Source organism: Nocardiopsis synnemataformans, from assembly GCF_965343085.1.
Taxonomy (GTDB): Bacteria; Actinomycetota; Actinomycetes; order Streptosporangiales; family Streptosporangiaceae; genus Nocardiopsis; species Nocardiopsis alborubida.
In genome coordinates this window covers 1-15,769 of record NZ_CBDRFA010000023.1, presented here as the reverse complement: position 1 = coordinate 15,769, position 15,769 = coordinate 1, and the positions used below count along the sequence as shown (strand labels likewise).

The 15,769-nt window shown below is 71.8% G+C and carries 12 protein-coding genes; 8 read left to right on the top strand and 4 right to left on the bottom strand.

Annotation, left to right across the window (positions count from 1 at the left end; translation table 11 throughout):
- Nucleotides 1-12 precede the first annotated feature (12 nt).
- The 3 genes from ACSIH6_RS15300 (at nt 13) to ACSIH6_RS15290 (ending at nt 3,466) form a co-directional block, all read left to right on the top strand.
- Nucleotides 13-1,458 (top strand): GntT/GntP/DsdX family permease, encoded by a 1,446-nt coding sequence (locus ACSIH6_RS15300; protein ID WP_435108957.1) that lies wholly within the window; start codon nt 13-15, stop codon nt 1,456-1,458.
- 68 nt (nt 1,459-1,526) lie between these two features.
- A complete protein-coding gene (locus ACSIH6_RS15295) occupies nt 1,527-2,402 on the top strand; it encodes a transketolase (RefSeq protein WP_435108956.1) in 876 nt (291 codons plus the stop codon).
- A complete protein-coding gene (locus ACSIH6_RS15290) occupies nt 2,399-3,466 on the top strand; it encodes a transketolase family protein (RefSeq protein WP_435108955.1) in 1,068 nt (355 codons plus the stop codon). Before ACSIH6_RS15295 ends, ACSIH6_RS15290 begins: the two co-directional genes overlap by 4 nt.
- A 747-nt stretch (nt 3,467-4,213) precedes the next feature.
- Here the strand turns inward: ACSIH6_RS15290 and ACSIH6_RS15285 are convergent.
- The 4 genes from ACSIH6_RS15285 to ACSIH6_RS15270 all read right to left on the bottom strand — a co-directional run bounded on the left by ACSIH6_RS15285 (nt 4,214) and on the right by ACSIH6_RS15270 (nt 9,485).
- The gene (locus ACSIH6_RS15285) at nt 4,214-5,551 is read right to left on the bottom strand and encodes an HNH endonuclease signature motif containing protein (RefSeq protein WP_435109024.1); all 1,338 of its coding nucleotides are present in this window, start codon (nt 5,549-5,551) and stop codon (nt 4,214-4,216) included.
- 614 nt (nt 5,552-6,165) lie between these two features.
- The gene (locus ACSIH6_RS15280; protein ID WP_435109023.1) at nt 6,166-7,728 is read right to left on the bottom strand and encodes a tripartite tricarboxylate transporter permease; all 1,563 of its coding nucleotides are present in this window, start codon (nt 7,726-7,728) and stop codon (nt 6,166-6,168) included.
- 27 nt (nt 7,729-7,755) lie between these two features.
- The gene (locus ACSIH6_RS15275; protein WP_435108954.1) at nt 7,756-8,421 is read right to left on the bottom strand and encodes a tripartite tricarboxylate transporter TctB family protein; all 666 of its coding nucleotides are present in this window, start codon (nt 8,419-8,421) and stop codon (nt 7,756-7,758) included.
- A gap of 56 nt (nt 8,422-8,477) precedes the next feature.
- Nucleotides 8,478-9,485, bottom strand: a complete 1,008-nt coding sequence (locus tag ACSIH6_RS15270) for a Bug family tripartite tricarboxylate transporter substrate binding protein (RefSeq protein WP_435108953.1) — start codon at nt 9,483-9,485, stop codon at nt 8,478-8,480.
- Nucleotides 9,486-9,643: 158 nt separating this feature from the next.
- Between ACSIH6_RS15270 and ACSIH6_RS15265 the strand changes: the two genes are divergently transcribed.
- The 5 genes from ACSIH6_RS15265 to ACSIH6_RS15245 all read left to right on the top strand — a co-directional run.
- Nucleotides 9,644-10,537: a LysR family transcriptional regulator gene (locus tag ACSIH6_RS15265; RefSeq protein WP_435108952.1), complete on the top strand. Its 894-nt coding sequence runs from the start codon at nt 9,644-9,646 to the stop codon at nt 10,535-10,537.
- Nucleotides 10,538-10,673: 136 nt separating this feature from the next.
- Nucleotides 10,674-11,579: a 5-dehydro-4-deoxyglucarate dehydratase gene (gene kdgD / locus ACSIH6_RS15260; protein ID WP_435109022.1), complete on the top strand. Its 906-nt coding sequence runs from the start codon at nt 10,674-10,676 to the stop codon at nt 11,577-11,579.
- Complete coding sequence (locus tag ACSIH6_RS15255; RefSeq protein WP_435108951.1) at nt 11,580-13,241, top strand: aldehyde dehydrogenase (NADP(+)); 1,662 nt, start codon at nt 11,580-11,582, stop codon at nt 13,239-13,241.
- Nucleotides 13,238-14,563 (top strand): enolase C-terminal domain-like protein, encoded by a 1,326-nt coding sequence (locus ACSIH6_RS15250; protein WP_435108950.1) that lies wholly within the window; start codon nt 13,238-13,240, stop codon nt 14,561-14,563. Before ACSIH6_RS15255 ends, ACSIH6_RS15250 begins: the two co-directional genes overlap by 4 nt.
- Before the next feature lie 33 nt (nt 14,564-14,596).
- Nucleotides 14,597-15,769, top strand: a 1,173-nt coding sequence (locus tag ACSIH6_RS15245) for an L-talarate/galactarate dehydratase (RefSeq protein ID WP_435108949.1), incomplete at its 3' end; no start/stop codon positions are given.

Below are 15,769 nucleotides of genomic sequence, written 5' to 3'. Positions count from 1 at the left end.
AGAACCCGAGCCATGGACGCCCTCGTACTCGCACTGATCGCCCTGGGGGCGATCGGCGCGCTACTCGTCCTCATCATCCGCTTCAACGTCCCCGCCTTCGTCGCGCTCCTGCTGGTCAGCGTCGGCACCGCCCTGGCCACGGGCATGCCCTTCGAGGACGTGGTGCCCACCATCGTGGAGGGGCTGGGCGGCACCCTGGGCAACGTGGCCCTCCTGGTGGGGCTGGGCGCGATGCTCGGTGCCATCGTCGAGCACTCCGGCGGAGCGGACGCGCTCTCCGAGCGCTTCAGCGCGCTGCTCGGCCCGGCCAGGGTGGGCGTGGCGCTGCTGATCGCCTCCTCGGTGATCGCGGTGCCGATCTTCTTCGACGTCGCCTTCATCGTCCTGGTCCCGATCATCTACGCCTTCTCTCGGGCGGCCCGCCTGTCCTCGCCCATGCGCATCGGCCTGCCCATCGCCGGGCTGATGCTCTTCATCCACGTGGTGCTGCCGCCCCACCCCGGCATCGTCGGCAGTTCCGTGCTCACCGGGGCCGACATGGGCCTGGTGACCCTCCTGGGCGCCGCGCTCATCCTCCCGGTGGGCGTGGTCGCCCACTACACGGCGAAGCTGCTCAACCGGCGCGCGTACGCCATGCTGTCCTCCACCGCGGAACTGTACGAGCACGACACCGGTGAGCCCGGAACCGGCGGCGCGAACGACGCGGGACCCTCCGACGACGCGAACGGCACCGGACCCTCCGGCGCGACCAAGGTCTCCGCCCGCCCCCGGGTGGAGCCGCAGCGCCCGCCCAGCGCCGCCGCGGTGATCACGGTCATCGCCGTCCCCATCCTCATGATCGGTCTCCAGACCGTCGCCGCACTGTTCCTGGAGGAGGGGTCCGCGTCCCTGCGCCTCCTGAGCATGGTCGGGGCCCCGCCCTTCGCGCTGCTCACCGGCTGCCTGCTGGCCCTGTACCTGCTGGGCGTGCGCCGCGGCTGGTCGATGCGCGCGGTCGGTTCGGTCATGGACGCCGCGCTCGCCCCGGCGGCGGTGGTCGTGTTCGTGACCGGCGCGGGCGGCGCGTTCGCCGGGGTGCTCACCGCCAGCGGCATCGGCGAGGTGCTCTCCGGGAGCATGCTCGGCCTGGGACTGCCCCTGTTGCTCCTGGCCTTCTGCCTGGCCGCACTGCTGCGGGCGGCCCAGGGCTCGGCCACCGTCTCGGCGCTGACCACCTCCGGGCTCCTGGCCGAGGCCATCTCCTCGGGCGGGTACAGCGGCCTGGAGGTCGCCCTGATCAACCTCGCCATCGGCTGCGGCGCCATCTGCCTGTCCCACGTCAACGACTCGGGCTTCTGGATCGTCTCGCGCTACCTGGGCCTGTCGGTGCGCGACGCGCTGCGCACCTGGAGCGTGCTCGTCACGGCCTTGGGCACGAGCGGGTTCGTCCTCGTCGGCCTGACGTGGGCCCTGGTCTGAGCCCCGCGTCCCGGAACGGGACGCGCCGCCCCCCGAACCACACCCTTCACACACCGAGGAAGGTCCGCATGAACCAGACCGCCACCCGACCCGGAGGCGGCGTCGACACCGCCAGGCTGGAGCGGCTGCGCGCCGCCGCCTACCGCATCCGGCTCAACGCCCTCACCCAGGCCCAGGTCCAGGGGCAGGGCTACATCGGCCAGGCCCTCGGGTTCGCCGACGTGCTCGCCGCCCTGTACGCCGACCACCTGCGGCTGCGGCCCGACGAGCCGGACTGGGAGGGGCGCGACCGCTGCCTGCTCAGCATCGGACACTACGCCATCGCCCTGTACGCCGCCCTGGCCGAGGCGGGGATCATCCCCGAGGAGGAGCTGACCACCTACGCCACCGACGACTCGCGCCTGCCGATGTCGGGCATGGCGACCTACACCCCGGGGATGGAGATCTCCGGCGGCTCCCTGGGCCACGGGCTGGGGATCGCGGTGGGCGTCGGGCTGGGACTGCGCCGCAAGGGCAACCCCGCCCGCGTGTACGACCTGCTCTCCGACGGCGAGCTCAGCGAGGGCTCCACGTGGGAGGCGGTGCAGGCCGCCGCCCACCACCGCCTGGACAACGTCACCGCGATCGTGGACATGAACCGCCAGGTGGCCGACGGGCCCGCCCAGGAGGTCATGGGCACCGAGCCCGCCGACGAGAAGCTGCGCGTCAGCGGATGGCACACCCTGCGGGTGGACGGCAACGACGTGGCCGCCGTCGCCGCGGCCCTGGACGAGCTGCGGGCGCACCGCGGCTCGCCCACCGCGCTGGTGTGCGACACCAGGATCGGCGCGGGGGTGCCGATGTTGGAGAGCAGGGAGAAGCTGCACTTCATGCGGGTGGCCGAGGACGAGTGGCAGACCGCGCGCGAGCAGCTGCGCCAGGGATACGAGGGGTACACGGCATGAGCACCACCACCACCACCACCACCACCAGCGCCAACAGCACCAACAGCACCAACAGCACCAACAGCACCAACACCAGCAGTAGTGGCAGTGGCAAAAGGCTGACGTCGGACGCCATGATCGCCTCGATCGCGGAGGAGGGCGCGCGCACCGTCCAGGCGCCCCTGGGGCACGCACTGGTGCGCGCCGCGCGCGAGGACGAGCGCGTCGTGGGACTGTCGGCGGACCTGGCCAAGTACACCGACATGCACGTCTTCCGCGACGCCATGCCCGACCGCTTCCACCAGATGGGCATGGCCGAGCAGGTGATGATGGGCGCCGCCGCCGGGCTGGCGATGGAGGGCTTCGTGCCCTTCGCCTCCACCTACTCGGTCTTCGCCACCCGCCGCGCCTACGACTTCCTGTGCCTGGACATCGCCGAGCCGGGGCTCAACGTCAACGTCGTCGCGGCGCTGCCCGGCCTGACCACCGGCTACGGACCCAGCCACCAGGCGACCGAGGACGTCGCCCTGCTGAGGGGCATCCCCGGGATGGTGATCGTGGACCCGTGCGACTCGGTGGACATCGAGCAGGCGGTTCCCCAGTTGATCGCGCACGAGGGGCCGACCTACACCCGTATCCTGCGCGGCGCGGTGCCCACGGTGCTGGACGAGTACGACTACGAGTTCCGGCTGGGCAAGGCCGCGCTCCTGCGCGGCGGCGACGACGTCCTGTTCGTCTCCTCGGGGATGATGACCGAGCGCGCGCTGCGCGCCGCCGCGGAGCTGGAGGCCGACCGGATCGGCGTCGCGGTCCTGCACGTGCCCACCATCAAGCCGCTGGACGTGGAGGCGGTCCTGGAGCAGGTGGGGCGGGACCGCAAGGTGTTCGTGCTGGAGAACCACTCGGTCGTGGGCGGACTGTTCGAGTCGGTGGCCTCGGTGCTGGTCCAGCGCGGGGTGGCCCGGCGGGTGGAGCACATCGGGCTGCCGGACGAGTTCCTGGACGCGGGGGCGCTGCCCACCCTCTACGACCGCTACGGCGTGTCCGTGTCCAGGATCGTGGAGAGGGTGCGCGCCTCGCTGTGACGGGCCGAGCTGGGACGGAACGAACTGTGACGGGCCGAGCTGGGACGGAACGAACTGGGACCAGACGAGGAACAAGGTGACGTGACGGGGCGAAATGATGCGTGACGTGACGTGATGGAACGAAACGGCGCGTGAGGTGACGTGACGTGACGTGCCCCGGTCGGGGAAGAGAGCCGGGGCCCGCGAAGGTGCGGCGGGAGACCTCCACGGGGTGGGGGCTCCCGCCGCGCTCGCTCCCCTGAGTGGGTCCGGCTCCGGGAGGGCGGTCAGCGCTTGCTGTTCGCGCGTGGTTGCTCGCTCCTGCGTCGGCAGCTGCCGCGAGGTGGTTCGAGTCGCGACCAACGCCCGGGGTCGGGAGATGGCCGGTCTTTGCTGCGGTGGCACCAAAGGCAGCGGATGTCTGGGGTCCCTGTTCAACGTCCTTGCCGTGGGGGATGACCGAGGCAGCGTTGGCACCAAAGGCGGCGGTGGGTTTGGGGTCCCCGTTCAACGCTTTGGCTGTGGGTGGTGGCCGGAGGTAGCGGCGTCAGCTGCCGCGTAGTGGTGCGGGAGGGCGGTCAACGGTGGGGGTTCGGGGGCGGTGGGCCTCTGCTGCGTTGGCACCAAAGGCAGCGAGACTGGCGGGCCTTGGGCAGCGGTGCCGTCCCCCGTGGTGGGGGCGGGCGACGGTGGCAGCCACGACGGTGGGCGCGGGGCCCGGGCTGCTTGCCGGGCACGGGCATGCCAGGGCCCGGTATGACCGGGGTGTCACTCCCGGGGCGGTGGATCCGGCTCCCCCTCGGGTGGGTGTCCTCGCCCTGGGCTGCCTTGGCGGAGCGGGTGGGTTTGGTGGCCGTTGCGTGCCCGGTGGTGTTGTTGGTGTGCGCGGAGTTCGCGTTGGTACTTGGCCCGGTTGTGCGGGCCGCACAACGGTTGCAGGTTCGCCACCTCGGTGCGCCCGCCCCGCGAGAAGGAGGTGACGTGGTCGGCCTGGCACCAGGCCACCGGCACCTCGCACCCGCCCGGGTGCGCGCACGTGGTGTGCCCGTGAAAAGCGGCCGCGCGTTGGCGGGCTGAGGCCAACCGGCGGCTGGGGGCCACATCCAGCACCCGCCCCGTGGGCGGTGCGGTGAGCATCCGCACCACCTCCGCATCTGCGGAGAGTTCGTGCACCACCCCGGCCGGGATCACCCGGCCGTGCTCGTCCAGAGCGGGCCTCTCCTGGCCGCGAGCGTCCAGGTAGGTGTGCACCGGCACCAGGATGCGGATCTGCGCCAGCGGAGCCGGAGCCTGGGTGCACCCGGTGTGGGTGGTCGCATACCGCAGCGCCGCGATGAGCGCGTCATGCTCACGCTGAGACCGGGACCGGTCCTCGCCCTCTCCGGGCGGGGTGGTGAAGGTGTCGATGGCCGCGCGCACGATCAACGCGTCCCCGACCCCGCCCCAGGCCTGCAACTGGTAGCTGCCCTGGAACGTGTCATGCACGACCAGACCACGCCCGGCGTGGGCGGCCTCGTGGTCGCGGTCCAGCCGGTGCGGGTCCAACCGATAAGCGACCTGGCGGGCCACCGACTGGAGCTGGTTGACCGACAACGCGGGCCGCTCTGCCTTCGCGGCCACCAACGCCGACTCAAACCCCTGCCGGTACTCCTGCTCGTCAGGAAAGTGGTCCTCATCCCGGGTCTGGACGGCTTTGTCGGTGGCCTTGGCGATCGCGACCGCCTCCCCCAAAGCCACCGTGCCCTCGCCCACAGCCTGAACCGTGGCCGGCAACGTCTCCTCGTGCACGTGCTGGGCCAGACGAGCCAAATCCTTGGCCTGAGCGGCGGGAACCTTGCACCGGTGGGTGATCCACTTATCCAAGGTGGAGTAGCCGCTGTAGCGAGCCACCTCACCCCGCGCATACAAACCCGCCATCCGCGCCAGCGCCTGATAGCGGATCCTCTCCACCTGCGCCCACAGCGCCGCGACCTCCTCGGCCGCACTCTCATCCGCCCCCGGCGGCACCTCAGCGTCCCAGGTCTGGTCGATGAGCTCGCGCGCACCGGCCAGCGCGGTCACGACCGGGGAGCATTCCCCGGGGGCCACGTCGGGCGCTGCAAGCATCATCTCCATACCTCTTATTATAAGCCAGAACCCACCATTGTGCCAGCATTCACAGCCGTGAATTCACCGCCTTTCTTGCTTTCCCTCCAGGGGCTTTTCCTTCATTGGCGGATCACAATTGGAGTGGCCTAAAATGTGTCCGTAAATGCGCGGCCGAAATGCTCACCTGCCGTTGGTGCCGACGCAGCAGAGCCCGGCCACCCCTGAACCCCGGGCGTTGGTCGCCCTCCGCCAGCCGCGCCCGCCTTTGGTGCCGCTTGTCGTCGGGCACCCTCACCCCCACCGGACGCTGACCGTTTCCTTACACTCCCGCGCCCTTTCGCGGCAGCGGGTGCGCTTTCGTTGCCGCCAACGACCCCCAGCAGGAATGGCGTAGGGGAGAGACCTGATGGCGGCCCCTCCCTACCCCTTAATTCCTTGGTCTTTTCCTACTGTCGGTCGATTGAGGGCATGGCGAAACGCACGTGGGTGGGATCCCCCCTATTTCCAGGAAACCATCACGGCGCTACCCGCTGCCACCCCCAACCACCACCTGTGGAAAACGTGGAGAACACGGGAAGGGCCCCGGGCGATCGCCCGGGGCCGGAGCGCTGCGTGGACGAGCCGATGACGGGTCAGACGTCCATCTTTCCGGCGGACTCCCCGGCCCTGCCACTATCCCTGCCGCTGCCGCTGCCGCTGCCGCCGTCCCTGCCACTGCCACTGCCACTGCCCCTGAGTCTCCGCCACAGGGTGCGCGCCAGCGGCACCATGATCACCACCGCCAACAGCAGCAACAGCGTTCCCGAGATCGGCCGGGTCAGGAACCCCGTGGGGTCTCCGTCGAAGAGCAGCAGCGACCGGCGCAGCGAACTCTCCAGCAGCGAACCCAGAACGAAGGCCAGCACCAGCGGCCCCGGGTCGAAGCCGAACTTCTTCATCAGGTAGCCCAGCAGCCCGAAGACGACCACCAGCACGATGTCGAAGACGCTGTTGCGCACGGTGTACACGCCCACCAGCGTGATCAGCACCGTGATGGGCGCCAGGATCGTCGGGCGCACCCGCAGGATCCGCACGAACAGCCCCACCAGCGGAATGCTCATGATCAGCAGCAGGATGTTGCCGACGTACATCGAGTTGATGACGCCCCAGAACAGCTCAGGCTCCTGGGAGACCAGTTCCGGCCCCGGCGGCACCCCCTGGATGAGCAGCGCGCCGAAGATGATCGCCATCGTCGCGTTGGCCGGGATCCCCAGCGTCAGCAGAGGGATGAACGAGGAGGTGGCGGCGGCGTTGTTGGCCGTCTCCGGCGCGGCCACGCCCTCCACAGCCCCCTTGCCGAAGCGCTCGGGGTTGCGGGAGCGCCGCTTCTCCATCGCGTAGGCCGCCAGGGAGGACAGGGTCGCGCCTCCACCGGGCAGAATGCCCAGCACGAAGCCGATGAGCGAACCCCGCCCGATCGCCCCCGACGACTGGCGCAGATCCTTGCGCGAGGGCCAGGTGTTGGCGACCTTGAGGGGCTTGGCCGGTGCCTTGTGCCGCTCCTCCAGGCTGTGCAGGATCTCCCCGATGCCGAACAGGCCCATCGCGATCGGCACGAAGTCGATCCCGTCGGACAGCGCCAGGGAGTCGAAGGTGAAGCGTTCGGCGCCGGTGAAGGTGTCCAGCCCGATCGTGGCCAGCAGCAGGCCCACGCAGGCGGCGATGATCGCCTTGATCCGGCTCCCGTTGCCGACCGTGGACACCAACAGGATGCCCAGCAGCGCCAGCGCGGTGTACTCGGGCGGCCCGAAGTCCAGGGCGAAGCTCGCCACCAGGGGCGCGACCAGGGACAGGGCCACGATCGACACCGTCCCGCCCACGAACGAGCCCACGGCAGCGATGCCCAGCGCCGTCCCGGCCCGGCCCTGGCGGGCCAGCATGTGGCCGTCGAAGACCGTCACCACCGAGGACGCCTCGCCGGGCAGGCGCAGCAGGACCGAGGTGATCGTCCCCCCGTACTGGGCGCCGTAGAAGATGCCCGCGAGCATGATGATCGCGGTCACCGGTTCGAGGCCGAAGGTCAGGGGCAGCAGGATCGCGATCGTGGCCGCGGGGCCCAGCCCGGGCAGGACCCCGACCAGCATGCCGACCACGACGCCGATCAGGCAGTAGAGCAGGTTGACCGGTTCGAGGACGACACCGAACCCGTTGATCATGGGTGTCAGGGAATCCAACATGATGTCCTAGAAGAGGTGGGGGATCGGCACGGCCAGCAGGCCGACGAAGACCGTGTAGAAGGCGACCACGATGAGGACCGAGGCGATGGCGGACAGGCGCCACGACTCGCCCCCGAGGAAGCGCAGCCACACGAAGGCCAGGAGCGCGGAGGGGATCTCGAAGCCGATCACGCCGACCACGGCGACGAAGCCGACCATGGTGGCGATCCCGGCCAGGACCTTCCAGGAGGAGGCGGAGAAGACCTCGGTGTCGGCGGTCCGGCGGGCCAGCCCCAGCAGGACCACCCCCAGCGCGGCGATCGCCACGCTGACGAGCAGGGGCCAGGTGCCCGAGCCGGGGTCGGCGGGGGTCCCCGGACCGAGCGCCCAGGATCCGGCGGCCCCGGCCACGCCCAGGGCGATGACGGTCAGGGCCACCGCGCTGTTGGCCCAGGGGCCCAGGGGCTTCGGGGGCTCGTCGTCCTCCGGTGCGCCCTCCTCCGGTGCGCCCTCCTCCGGTGCGCCCTGCTCCGGCTCACCCTGCTCCGACTCGGCTTGCTGTGTTCCGGGATCGGTGCCTGCGGGAGTGGTGGCCTTCTGAGCCGCGGTCTCCTGAGCGTCGGTTCCCTCCGCCGCGGTCTCCTGAGCGTCGATTCCCTCCGATCCGGTCTCCCGCATGGTGGGCTCCCTCACCGCGGGCTCCCCGGCGGCGGACACAGGCGCTCCCGCGCCCCGGGTGCGCGGCTCGCTCACTGGCCCTCGCCCATGTCGATGCCGTACTCCTCCACCATGTCGGCGTACTCCTGCGCGAAGGAGGACCACTCCTCGGTCAGCTCGGCGGGCTCCAGCTCGTGCGGGGTGAGCAGGTTGTTCTCGTTGAACTCCTGGTAGGCGTCGCTGGCGAAGACCTCGGTGAACGCCGTGCGCAGCCGTTCCACGACCTCCTCGGACGTGCCCTGGGGGGCGACCACGGCCCGGTACTGCGAGACCCGCACGTCGTACCCGGCCTCGACCGCGCTGGGGACGTCGGACAGGTACTGGTTGCGCTCCTCGGCGAACGTGGCCAGGGGGGTGATCTCACCGGCCTGGATCTGCGCGATGGCCTCGCCGAGCTGGACCGAGGCCACGTCCACCTGCTCGCCCAGGACGGCGGTCAGGGTGGGGGAGCCTCCGTCGAAGGGGACGGGGGTGCCCGAGATCCCGGCCTGCTCGAACAGCAGCGCCTGGGACAGCTGGCTGCCGGTCCCCACCCCGGTGGTGCCGTAGTCGACCTCGTCACCGGAGTCGACGAGGTCCTGGAGGGTGTCGTAGTCGGAGGAGGCCGCGGTGACGAGCACGTAGTCGTCGCGCGAGACGCCGGTGACCACCTCGTAGTCGGCGATGTCGACCACCTCCTCCTCGGAGACGGCCAGGGGGGTGATCGCGGTCAGGGAGGCGTTGATGACGAGCAGGTTCTGGCCGTCGGGCTCCTGGGAGGCGAGTTCGTTGGCGGCCAGGGCGCCGTTGGCGCCGGGGGTGTTGACCACGGGGAGCGCGACGCCGAGTCCTTCCTGGGCGCCGTCGGCCAGCGCGCGGGCGATGAGGTCGGTGCTGCCGCCCGGGTCCTGCCCGACCGTCACGGTGATCGGCCCCTGGGGGAACTCGCCCTCGGCGGAGCCCCCGCCGGACAGGTTTCCGCCGCAGGCCGCCAACGACACGGTGAGCCCCGCTGCGAGGACCGAGGTCGTGCCCCGGCGGGCGCGACTCCTGTGCGGCATGTGGGTCATGGTTCCTCGCCTTTCTTGTGGCCGTCGTCCGCACACGTCGGAGGATTCTGTGTGAACGCGGTCACGTACTTCGGTGAGTGGCAGCATAGGAACACGCGATCATGCATGTCCAAGTCGAATGCGGCATAAGCTGATACCTTCCGGGCATCATGTTCTCCTTCGACCAGTTGCGCGGTTTCGTCGCCGTCGCCGAGGAACTCCACTTCGGACGGGCCGCGGAGCGGCTGTCCATGACCCAGCCCCCGCTCAGTCGCCAGATCCAGAAGCTCGAACGCGCCGTCGGCGTCCGCCTGCTGGAGCGCGACCGGCGCCACGTGGTCCTGACCGCGGCGGGGGAGGCCTTCCTGATCGAGGCCCGGCGCCTGCTCTCCCTGGCTGAGAGCGCCCCCGACCTGGCGCGGCGCATCTCCGAGGGGTCGCGGGGCACGCTGCGGATCGGCTTCACCGCGGTCTCCTCCTACGGCCTGCTGGGGGAGATGGTCAACTCCCTGGAGAGGCAGCTGCCGGAGATCACCATCGACCTGTTCGAGATGGTCACCAAGGAGCAGGCCGCGGCCCTGCTGTCGGGCGAGATCGACATGGGCCTGGCCCGGCCGCCCCTGGACACCGACCTGTTCGGGTCGCGGGTCCAGTTCCGCGAGCGGCTGCTGGTCGCGGTGCCCGAACAGCACCCGCTGGCGCGCCGCGAGGGCCCCCTGTCCGCCGACGACCTGGTCGACGTGCCGCTGATCATGCACTCCCCGACCAAGGCCCGCTACTTCTACGACCTCGTGGTCGGGCTGCTGCCCATCGCCCACCAGAACGTGGTGCACACGGTCAGCCAGGTCATGACCATGGTCTGGCTCGTCGCCGCCGGGCGCGGGATCGCCTTCGTGCCCGCCTCGGCGACCGGCCTGGGCGTGGCGGGGGTGGTCTACCGCGAGCTGGAGGGGCTACCCGAGAACCCCGTCGAACTCCACCTCATCTGGCTCCACGAATCGCCCAACCCCGTCGTGTCGCGGGTGCTCCAGGCTTGGCCCGCCGCCGGCGGCGGGAGCTCCTGATACCCGATGGGTATCAGTTGATGCCCAAGGAATCTTGGACAGCATCGAACGACGCTCCGTACGGTAGCGGCAACACCGTGCGGGCCCACCACCCCCGGGGTCCGAGCCGCAGAACCGAGGACGACACGTGAACGCGATGCACCCAGACGACCTGGCCGGAAGGCTCAGGTCCGGGCTCCTGTCCTTCCCCGTGACCCACTTCGACGGCGACCTGGCCTTCGACGAGGGGCGCTACCGGGAGCACCTGGCCTGGCAGGCCAGCCACGACGTGGCCGGGCTGTTCGCCGCCGGGGGCACCGGTGAGGGCTTCTCCCTCACACCGGCCGAGATCGACCGCGTGGTGCGCGCGGCGGTCGACGAGGTCGGGGGCCGGGTCCCGGTGCTCGCCCCGGCCACCGGCGGCACCGCGGCGGCCGCCCTCCAGGCCCGCGCCGCCCAGGAGGCGGGCGCGGACGGCGTCCTGCTCATGCCGCCCTACCTCACCGAGGCCGGGCAGCCCGGCCTGGTCGAGCACGTCAGCGCGGTCTGCCGGGCCACCGACCTGGGGGTGGTCGTCTACAGCCGGGCCAACGCCGTGCTCGACGACCGCTCCGTGGCCGAGCTGGCCGAGCGCAACCCCAACCTCATCGGCTTCAAGGACGGCGTCGGCGACATCGAGGCGATGACCCGCGTCTACGCCAGGGTCGGTGAGCGGCTGGTCTACATCGGCGGCCTGCCCACCGCCGAGACCTTCGCCCTGCCCCTGCTGGAACTGGGGGTGAGCACCTACTCCTCGGCGATGTACAACTTCGCGCCCGAGTTCGCCCTGGGCTTCTTCGCGGACGTGCAGGCCCGCGACCGCGCGTCGGTGTACCGCAAGCTCAACGACTTCGTCATCCCCTACCTGGACATCCGCGACCGCATGCGCGGCTACGCGGTCTCCATCGTCAAGGCCGGGCTCGACGCCGTGGGGCGCCACGGCGGACCCGTCCGGCCGCCCCTGACCGCACTCACCCAGACCGAGCGCGACGAGCTGTCCGCCCTGGTCGGAAAGGTCGCCTGAATGGCCGAGCACACTCCGGACCCGACGGACACGGGCACAGACACAGAGACGGGCACGGACACGGACGTCCTCGGGCCGCTGGTGGCCTGCTCGCCCGTCGAGGGCGCGGCCGGGACCCTGCGCGCGACCGACCCCGCCACCGGGGAGGAGTTCGGTGCGCCCGTGGGCCTGGTGGACTCCCGCCAGATCCAGGACGCCACCCGCGCCGCCGAGGAGGCCCTGGACGCCTTCCGCGCCCAGTCGCCCGCCGAGCGCGCCGCCTTCCTGCGCCGCGTCGCCGACAACATCGAGGCCCTGGGCGACGCGCTCGTGGACAGGGCGGTGCGCGAGAGCGGCCTGCCGCGCCAGCGCCTGACGGGGGAGCGGGCCCGCACCACCGGCCAGCTGCGCATGTTCGCCGACGTCGTCGCCCAGGGCGACGCCCTCGGTGTCCGCATCGACCCGGCGCTGCCCGACCGCACCCCCCAGCCCCGCCCCGACCTGCGCCTGGCGCACATCCCCGTCGGGCCCGTGGTGGTCTTCGGCGCGAGCAACTTCCCCCTGGCCTTCTCCACCGCCGGAGGCGACACGGCCTCGGCCCTGGCCGCCGGATGCCCGGTGATCGTCAAGGGCCACAACGCCCACCCCGGGACCGCCGCGCTCGTGGGGCGCGCCGTGGCCGACGCGGTGCGCGAGAGCGGCCTGCCCGGGGGCGTGTTCTCCCTGCTGTTCGGGGAGGGCAACGGCATCGGACAGGAGCTGGTCGCCGACCCGCGCGTGAAGGCCGTGGCCTTCACCGGGTCGCGGAGCGGCGGACTGGCCCTGATGCGGATCGCGGCCGAGCGCCCCGAACCGATCCCGGTCTTCGCCGAGATGTCCTCGGTCAACCCCGTGTTCGTGCTGCCCGGCGCGCTCGCCGGGCAGGGCGCGCAGGAGCTGGCCGGGGCCTATGTCGCCTCGCTCACCCTGGGGGCGGGGCAGTTCTGCACCAACCCCGGGCTGGTGTTCGTCCCCTCCACCCCGGACGGGGACCGGTTCGTGGCGGCCGCCGCGCGGCTGGTGGCCGACGCCACGGGGCAGACGATGCTCACCGCTCCCATCGCCCGGGCCTTCCGCGACGGGGTGGACGCGCTGGACAAGCGTTCGGAGGTCGCGCTGCGGGCCAAGGGCGGTGAAGGGGAGGGCCCCAACGCACCGGCCCCCGCCCTGGCCGAGGTGTCCCTGGCCGACCTCACGGCCGACCCGCGTCTGAGCGAGGAGGTCTTCGGCGCCGCGGGCACGGTGGTGCGCTATCCCGACGCCGCCGCCCTGCCCGCCGCGCTGGAGGAGCTGGAGGGGCAGCTCACCGCCACCCTGCACGCCGACACCGGCGACTCCGCCGACCTGGCGGCGGCGCGCGCCCTGCTGCCCGTGCTGGAGCGCCGCGCGGGCCGCGTCCTGTTCGGGGGCTGGCCCACGGGCGTGGAGGTGACCCACGCGATGGTCCACGGCGGTCCCTTCCCGGCCACCTCCGACGCCCGGGGCACCTCGGTGGGCAGCCTGGCCCTGCACCGGTTCCTGCGGCCGGTCAGCTACCAGGACATGCCCGACGCCCTTCTGCCGCCCCCGCTGCGCCAGGACAACCCCTGGCGGCTGAACCGACGAGTCGAGGGCACCGTCGTGCCCGGAGGAGACCACGCATGAGCACGCCCACCATCGCCTCCGTCGACGTGGTGCCGGTGGCCGGACGCGACAGCATGCTGCTCAACCTCAGCGGCGCCCACGGCCCCTTCTTCACCCGCAACATCGCGATCCTCACCGACAGCGAGGGACGCACCGGCCTCGGCGAGGTCCCCGGCGGCGAGCCCATCCGCGCCACCATCGCCGACGCCGCCGAACTGCTCGTCGGACGCCCCGTCGCCCAGCTCAACCCCCTCCTGCGCCGCGTCCAGGACGCCTTCGCCGACCGCGACCGGGGCGGGCGGGGCGAGCAGACCTTCGACCTGCGCACCACCGTGCACGCGGTCACCGCCCTGGAGTCGGCCCTGCTCGACCTGCTGGGCCAGCACCTGGGCGTGCCCGTCTGCGACCTGCTCGGCGAGGGCCGTCGACGCGAGCGGGTGCCCATGCTGGGCTACCTGTTCTACGTCGGCGACCGCGACCGCACACCGCTGCCCTACCCGGTGGCCAAGGAGCCCGCCGACGACTGGGAGCGTCTGCGCAGCGAGCCCGCGCTCACCCCCGAGGCCGTCGTCGCCCTGGCCGAGGCGGCCCAGAGCCGCTACGGCTTCCGCGACTTCAAGCTCAAGGGCGGGGTGCTGTCGGGCGAGGAGGAGGCCGCCGCCGTCCGCGCCCTGGCCGCGCGCTTCCCCGACGCCCGCGTCACCATCGACCCCAACGGCGCCTGGTCGCTGGCCGAGGCGACCGCGCTCTGCTCCGACCTGCACGGCGTCCTGGCCTACGCCGAGGACCCCTGCGGTGCCGAGGGCGGCTACTCCGCACGCGAGGTCATGGCGGAGTTCCGGCGGGCCACCGGTCTGCGCACCGCCACCAACATGATCGCCACCGACTGGCGCCAGATGGCGCACAGCGTCCGCGTCAACGCGGTGGACATCCCGCTGGCCGACCCGCACTTTTGGACCATGCGCGGCTCGGTGCGCGTGGCCCAGCTGTGCGACGACTTCGGCCTGACCTGGGGCTCGCACTCCAACAACCACTTCGACATCTCCCTGGCGATGTTCACCCACGTGGGAGCCGCCGCCCCCGGCGACATCACCGCCCTGGACACCCACTGGATCTGGCAGGACGGCCAGGCCCTGACCCGCAGGCCCTTCCGGATCGAGGACGGCGCCGTCACCGTGCCGACCGCCCCCGGCCTGGGTGTGGAGCTGGACCGCGACGCCCTGGCCGCCGCGCACGAGCTGTACCTGGAGCACGGCCTGGGCGCCCGCGACGACGCGGCGGCCATGCGCCACCTGGTCCCCGACTGGACCTTCGACCCCAAGCGCCCCGCGATGGTGCGCTGAATCTCCCTCCGTCACACCCACCCCGGAGACCACATGAACACACCCGCCGAGCCGCGGGGCGGCGCCCGCCCCAGCGCCGCACGGAGCACCGCCGCCGACGCCATCGCCTCGGTGACGCTGTCCCGCGTCGACCTGCCCCTGTCCACCCCCATCAGCGACGCCAAGGTGCTCACCGGGCGCCAGAAGCCGCTGACCTCGGTGTCGATGCTCTTCGCCGAGATCACCACCGAGCAGGGGCTCGAAGGAGTCGGCTTCACCTACTCCAAGCGCGCCGGTGGACCCGGCCAGTACGCCCACGCGCGCGAGGTGGCCCCCGAGCTGATCGGCGAGGACCCCAGCGACATCCAGCGCCTGTGGACCCGCCTGGTGTGGGCGGGGGCCTCGGTGGGGCGCAGCGGGCTGGCCACCCAGGCCATCGCCGCGATGGACATCGCCCTGTGGGACCTCAAGGCCAAGCGGGCCGGACTGCCGCTGGCCAAGCTCCTGGGCGCGCACCGCGACGCGGTCGACTGCTACAACACCTCCGGCGGGTTCCTGTCCGCGCCGCTGGAGGAGGTGTTGGACAACACCCGTGCCGCCCGCGCCGCGGGCATCGGCGGCATCAAGATCAAGGTCGGCCACCCCGACCATCGGGTCGACCTGACCCGTGTGGAGGCCGTGCGCGAGGAACTGGGCGACTTCCCGCTCATGGTCGACGCCAACCAGCAGTGGAACCGGGGCTCGGCCGCGCGCATGGGACGCCTCCTGGACCGGTTCGACCTGGTCTGGATCGAGGAGCCGCTGGACGCCTACGACGTCCGGGGCCACGCGGACCTGGCCCGTGAGCTGGCCACGCCCATCGCCACCGGCGAGATGCTGACCAGTCCCGCCGAGCACGAGGCGCTGATCCAGGCCGGTGCCGTGGGATTCATGCAGCCGGACGCGCCCCGGGTCGGGGGCATCACCCCGTTCCTGGACGTCATGGCCCAGGGACGCAGGGCCGGGGTGCGGATGGCGCCGCACTTCGCCATGGAGATCCACCTGCACCTGGCCGCGGCCTACGAGCTCGATCCCTGGGTGGAGCACTTCGACTGGCTCCAGCCCCTGTTCGAGGAGCGGCTGGAGACCGCGGGCGGGCGCATGCTCGTTCCGGACCGGCCCGGCCTGGGCTGCACGATCAGCGAGCAGGCCCGCGCCTGGACCGCCCAGAAGACCCGGGTGGACGCC

Bases quoted from the DNA above. Each gene is read 5' to 3' on its own strand.
- ACSIH6_RS15300 (WP_435108957.1), top strand. From the start codon at position 13: ATGGACGCCCTCGTACTCGCACTGATCGCCCTGGGGGCGATCGGCGCG.
- ACSIH6_RS15295 (WP_435108956.1), top strand. From the start codon at position 1,527: ATGAACCAGACCGCCACCCGACCCGGAGGCGGCGTCGACACCGCCAGG.
- ACSIH6_RS15290 (WP_435108955.1), top strand. From the start codon at position 2,399: ATGAGCACCACCACCACCACCACCACCACCAGCGCCAACAGCACCAAC.
- ACSIH6_RS15285 (WP_435109024.1), bottom strand. From the start codon at position 5,551: ATGCTTGCAGCGCCCGACGTGGCCCCCGGGGAATGCTCCCCGGTCGTG.
- ACSIH6_RS15280 (WP_435109023.1), bottom strand. From the start codon at position 7,728: ATGATCAACGGGTTCGGTGTCGTCCTCGAACCGGTCAACCTGCTCTAC.
- ACSIH6_RS15270 (WP_435108953.1), bottom strand. From the start codon at position 9,485: ATGCCGCACAGGAGTCGCGCCCGCCGGGGCACGACCTCGGTCCTCGCA.
- ACSIH6_RS15265 (WP_435108952.1), top strand. From the start codon at position 9,644: ATGTTCTCCTTCGACCAGTTGCGCGGTTTCGTCGCCGTCGCCGAGGAA.
- kdgD (WP_435109022.1), top strand. From the start codon at position 10,674: ATGCACCCAGACGACCTGGCCGGAAGGCTCAGGTCCGGGCTCCTGTCC.
- ACSIH6_RS15255 (WP_435108951.1), top strand. From the start codon at position 11,580: ATGGCCGAGCACACTCCGGACCCGACGGACACGGGCACAGACACAGAG.
- ACSIH6_RS15250 (WP_435108950.1), top strand. From the start codon at position 13,238: ATGAGCACGCCCACCATCGCCTCCGTCGACGTGGTGCCGGTGGCCGGA.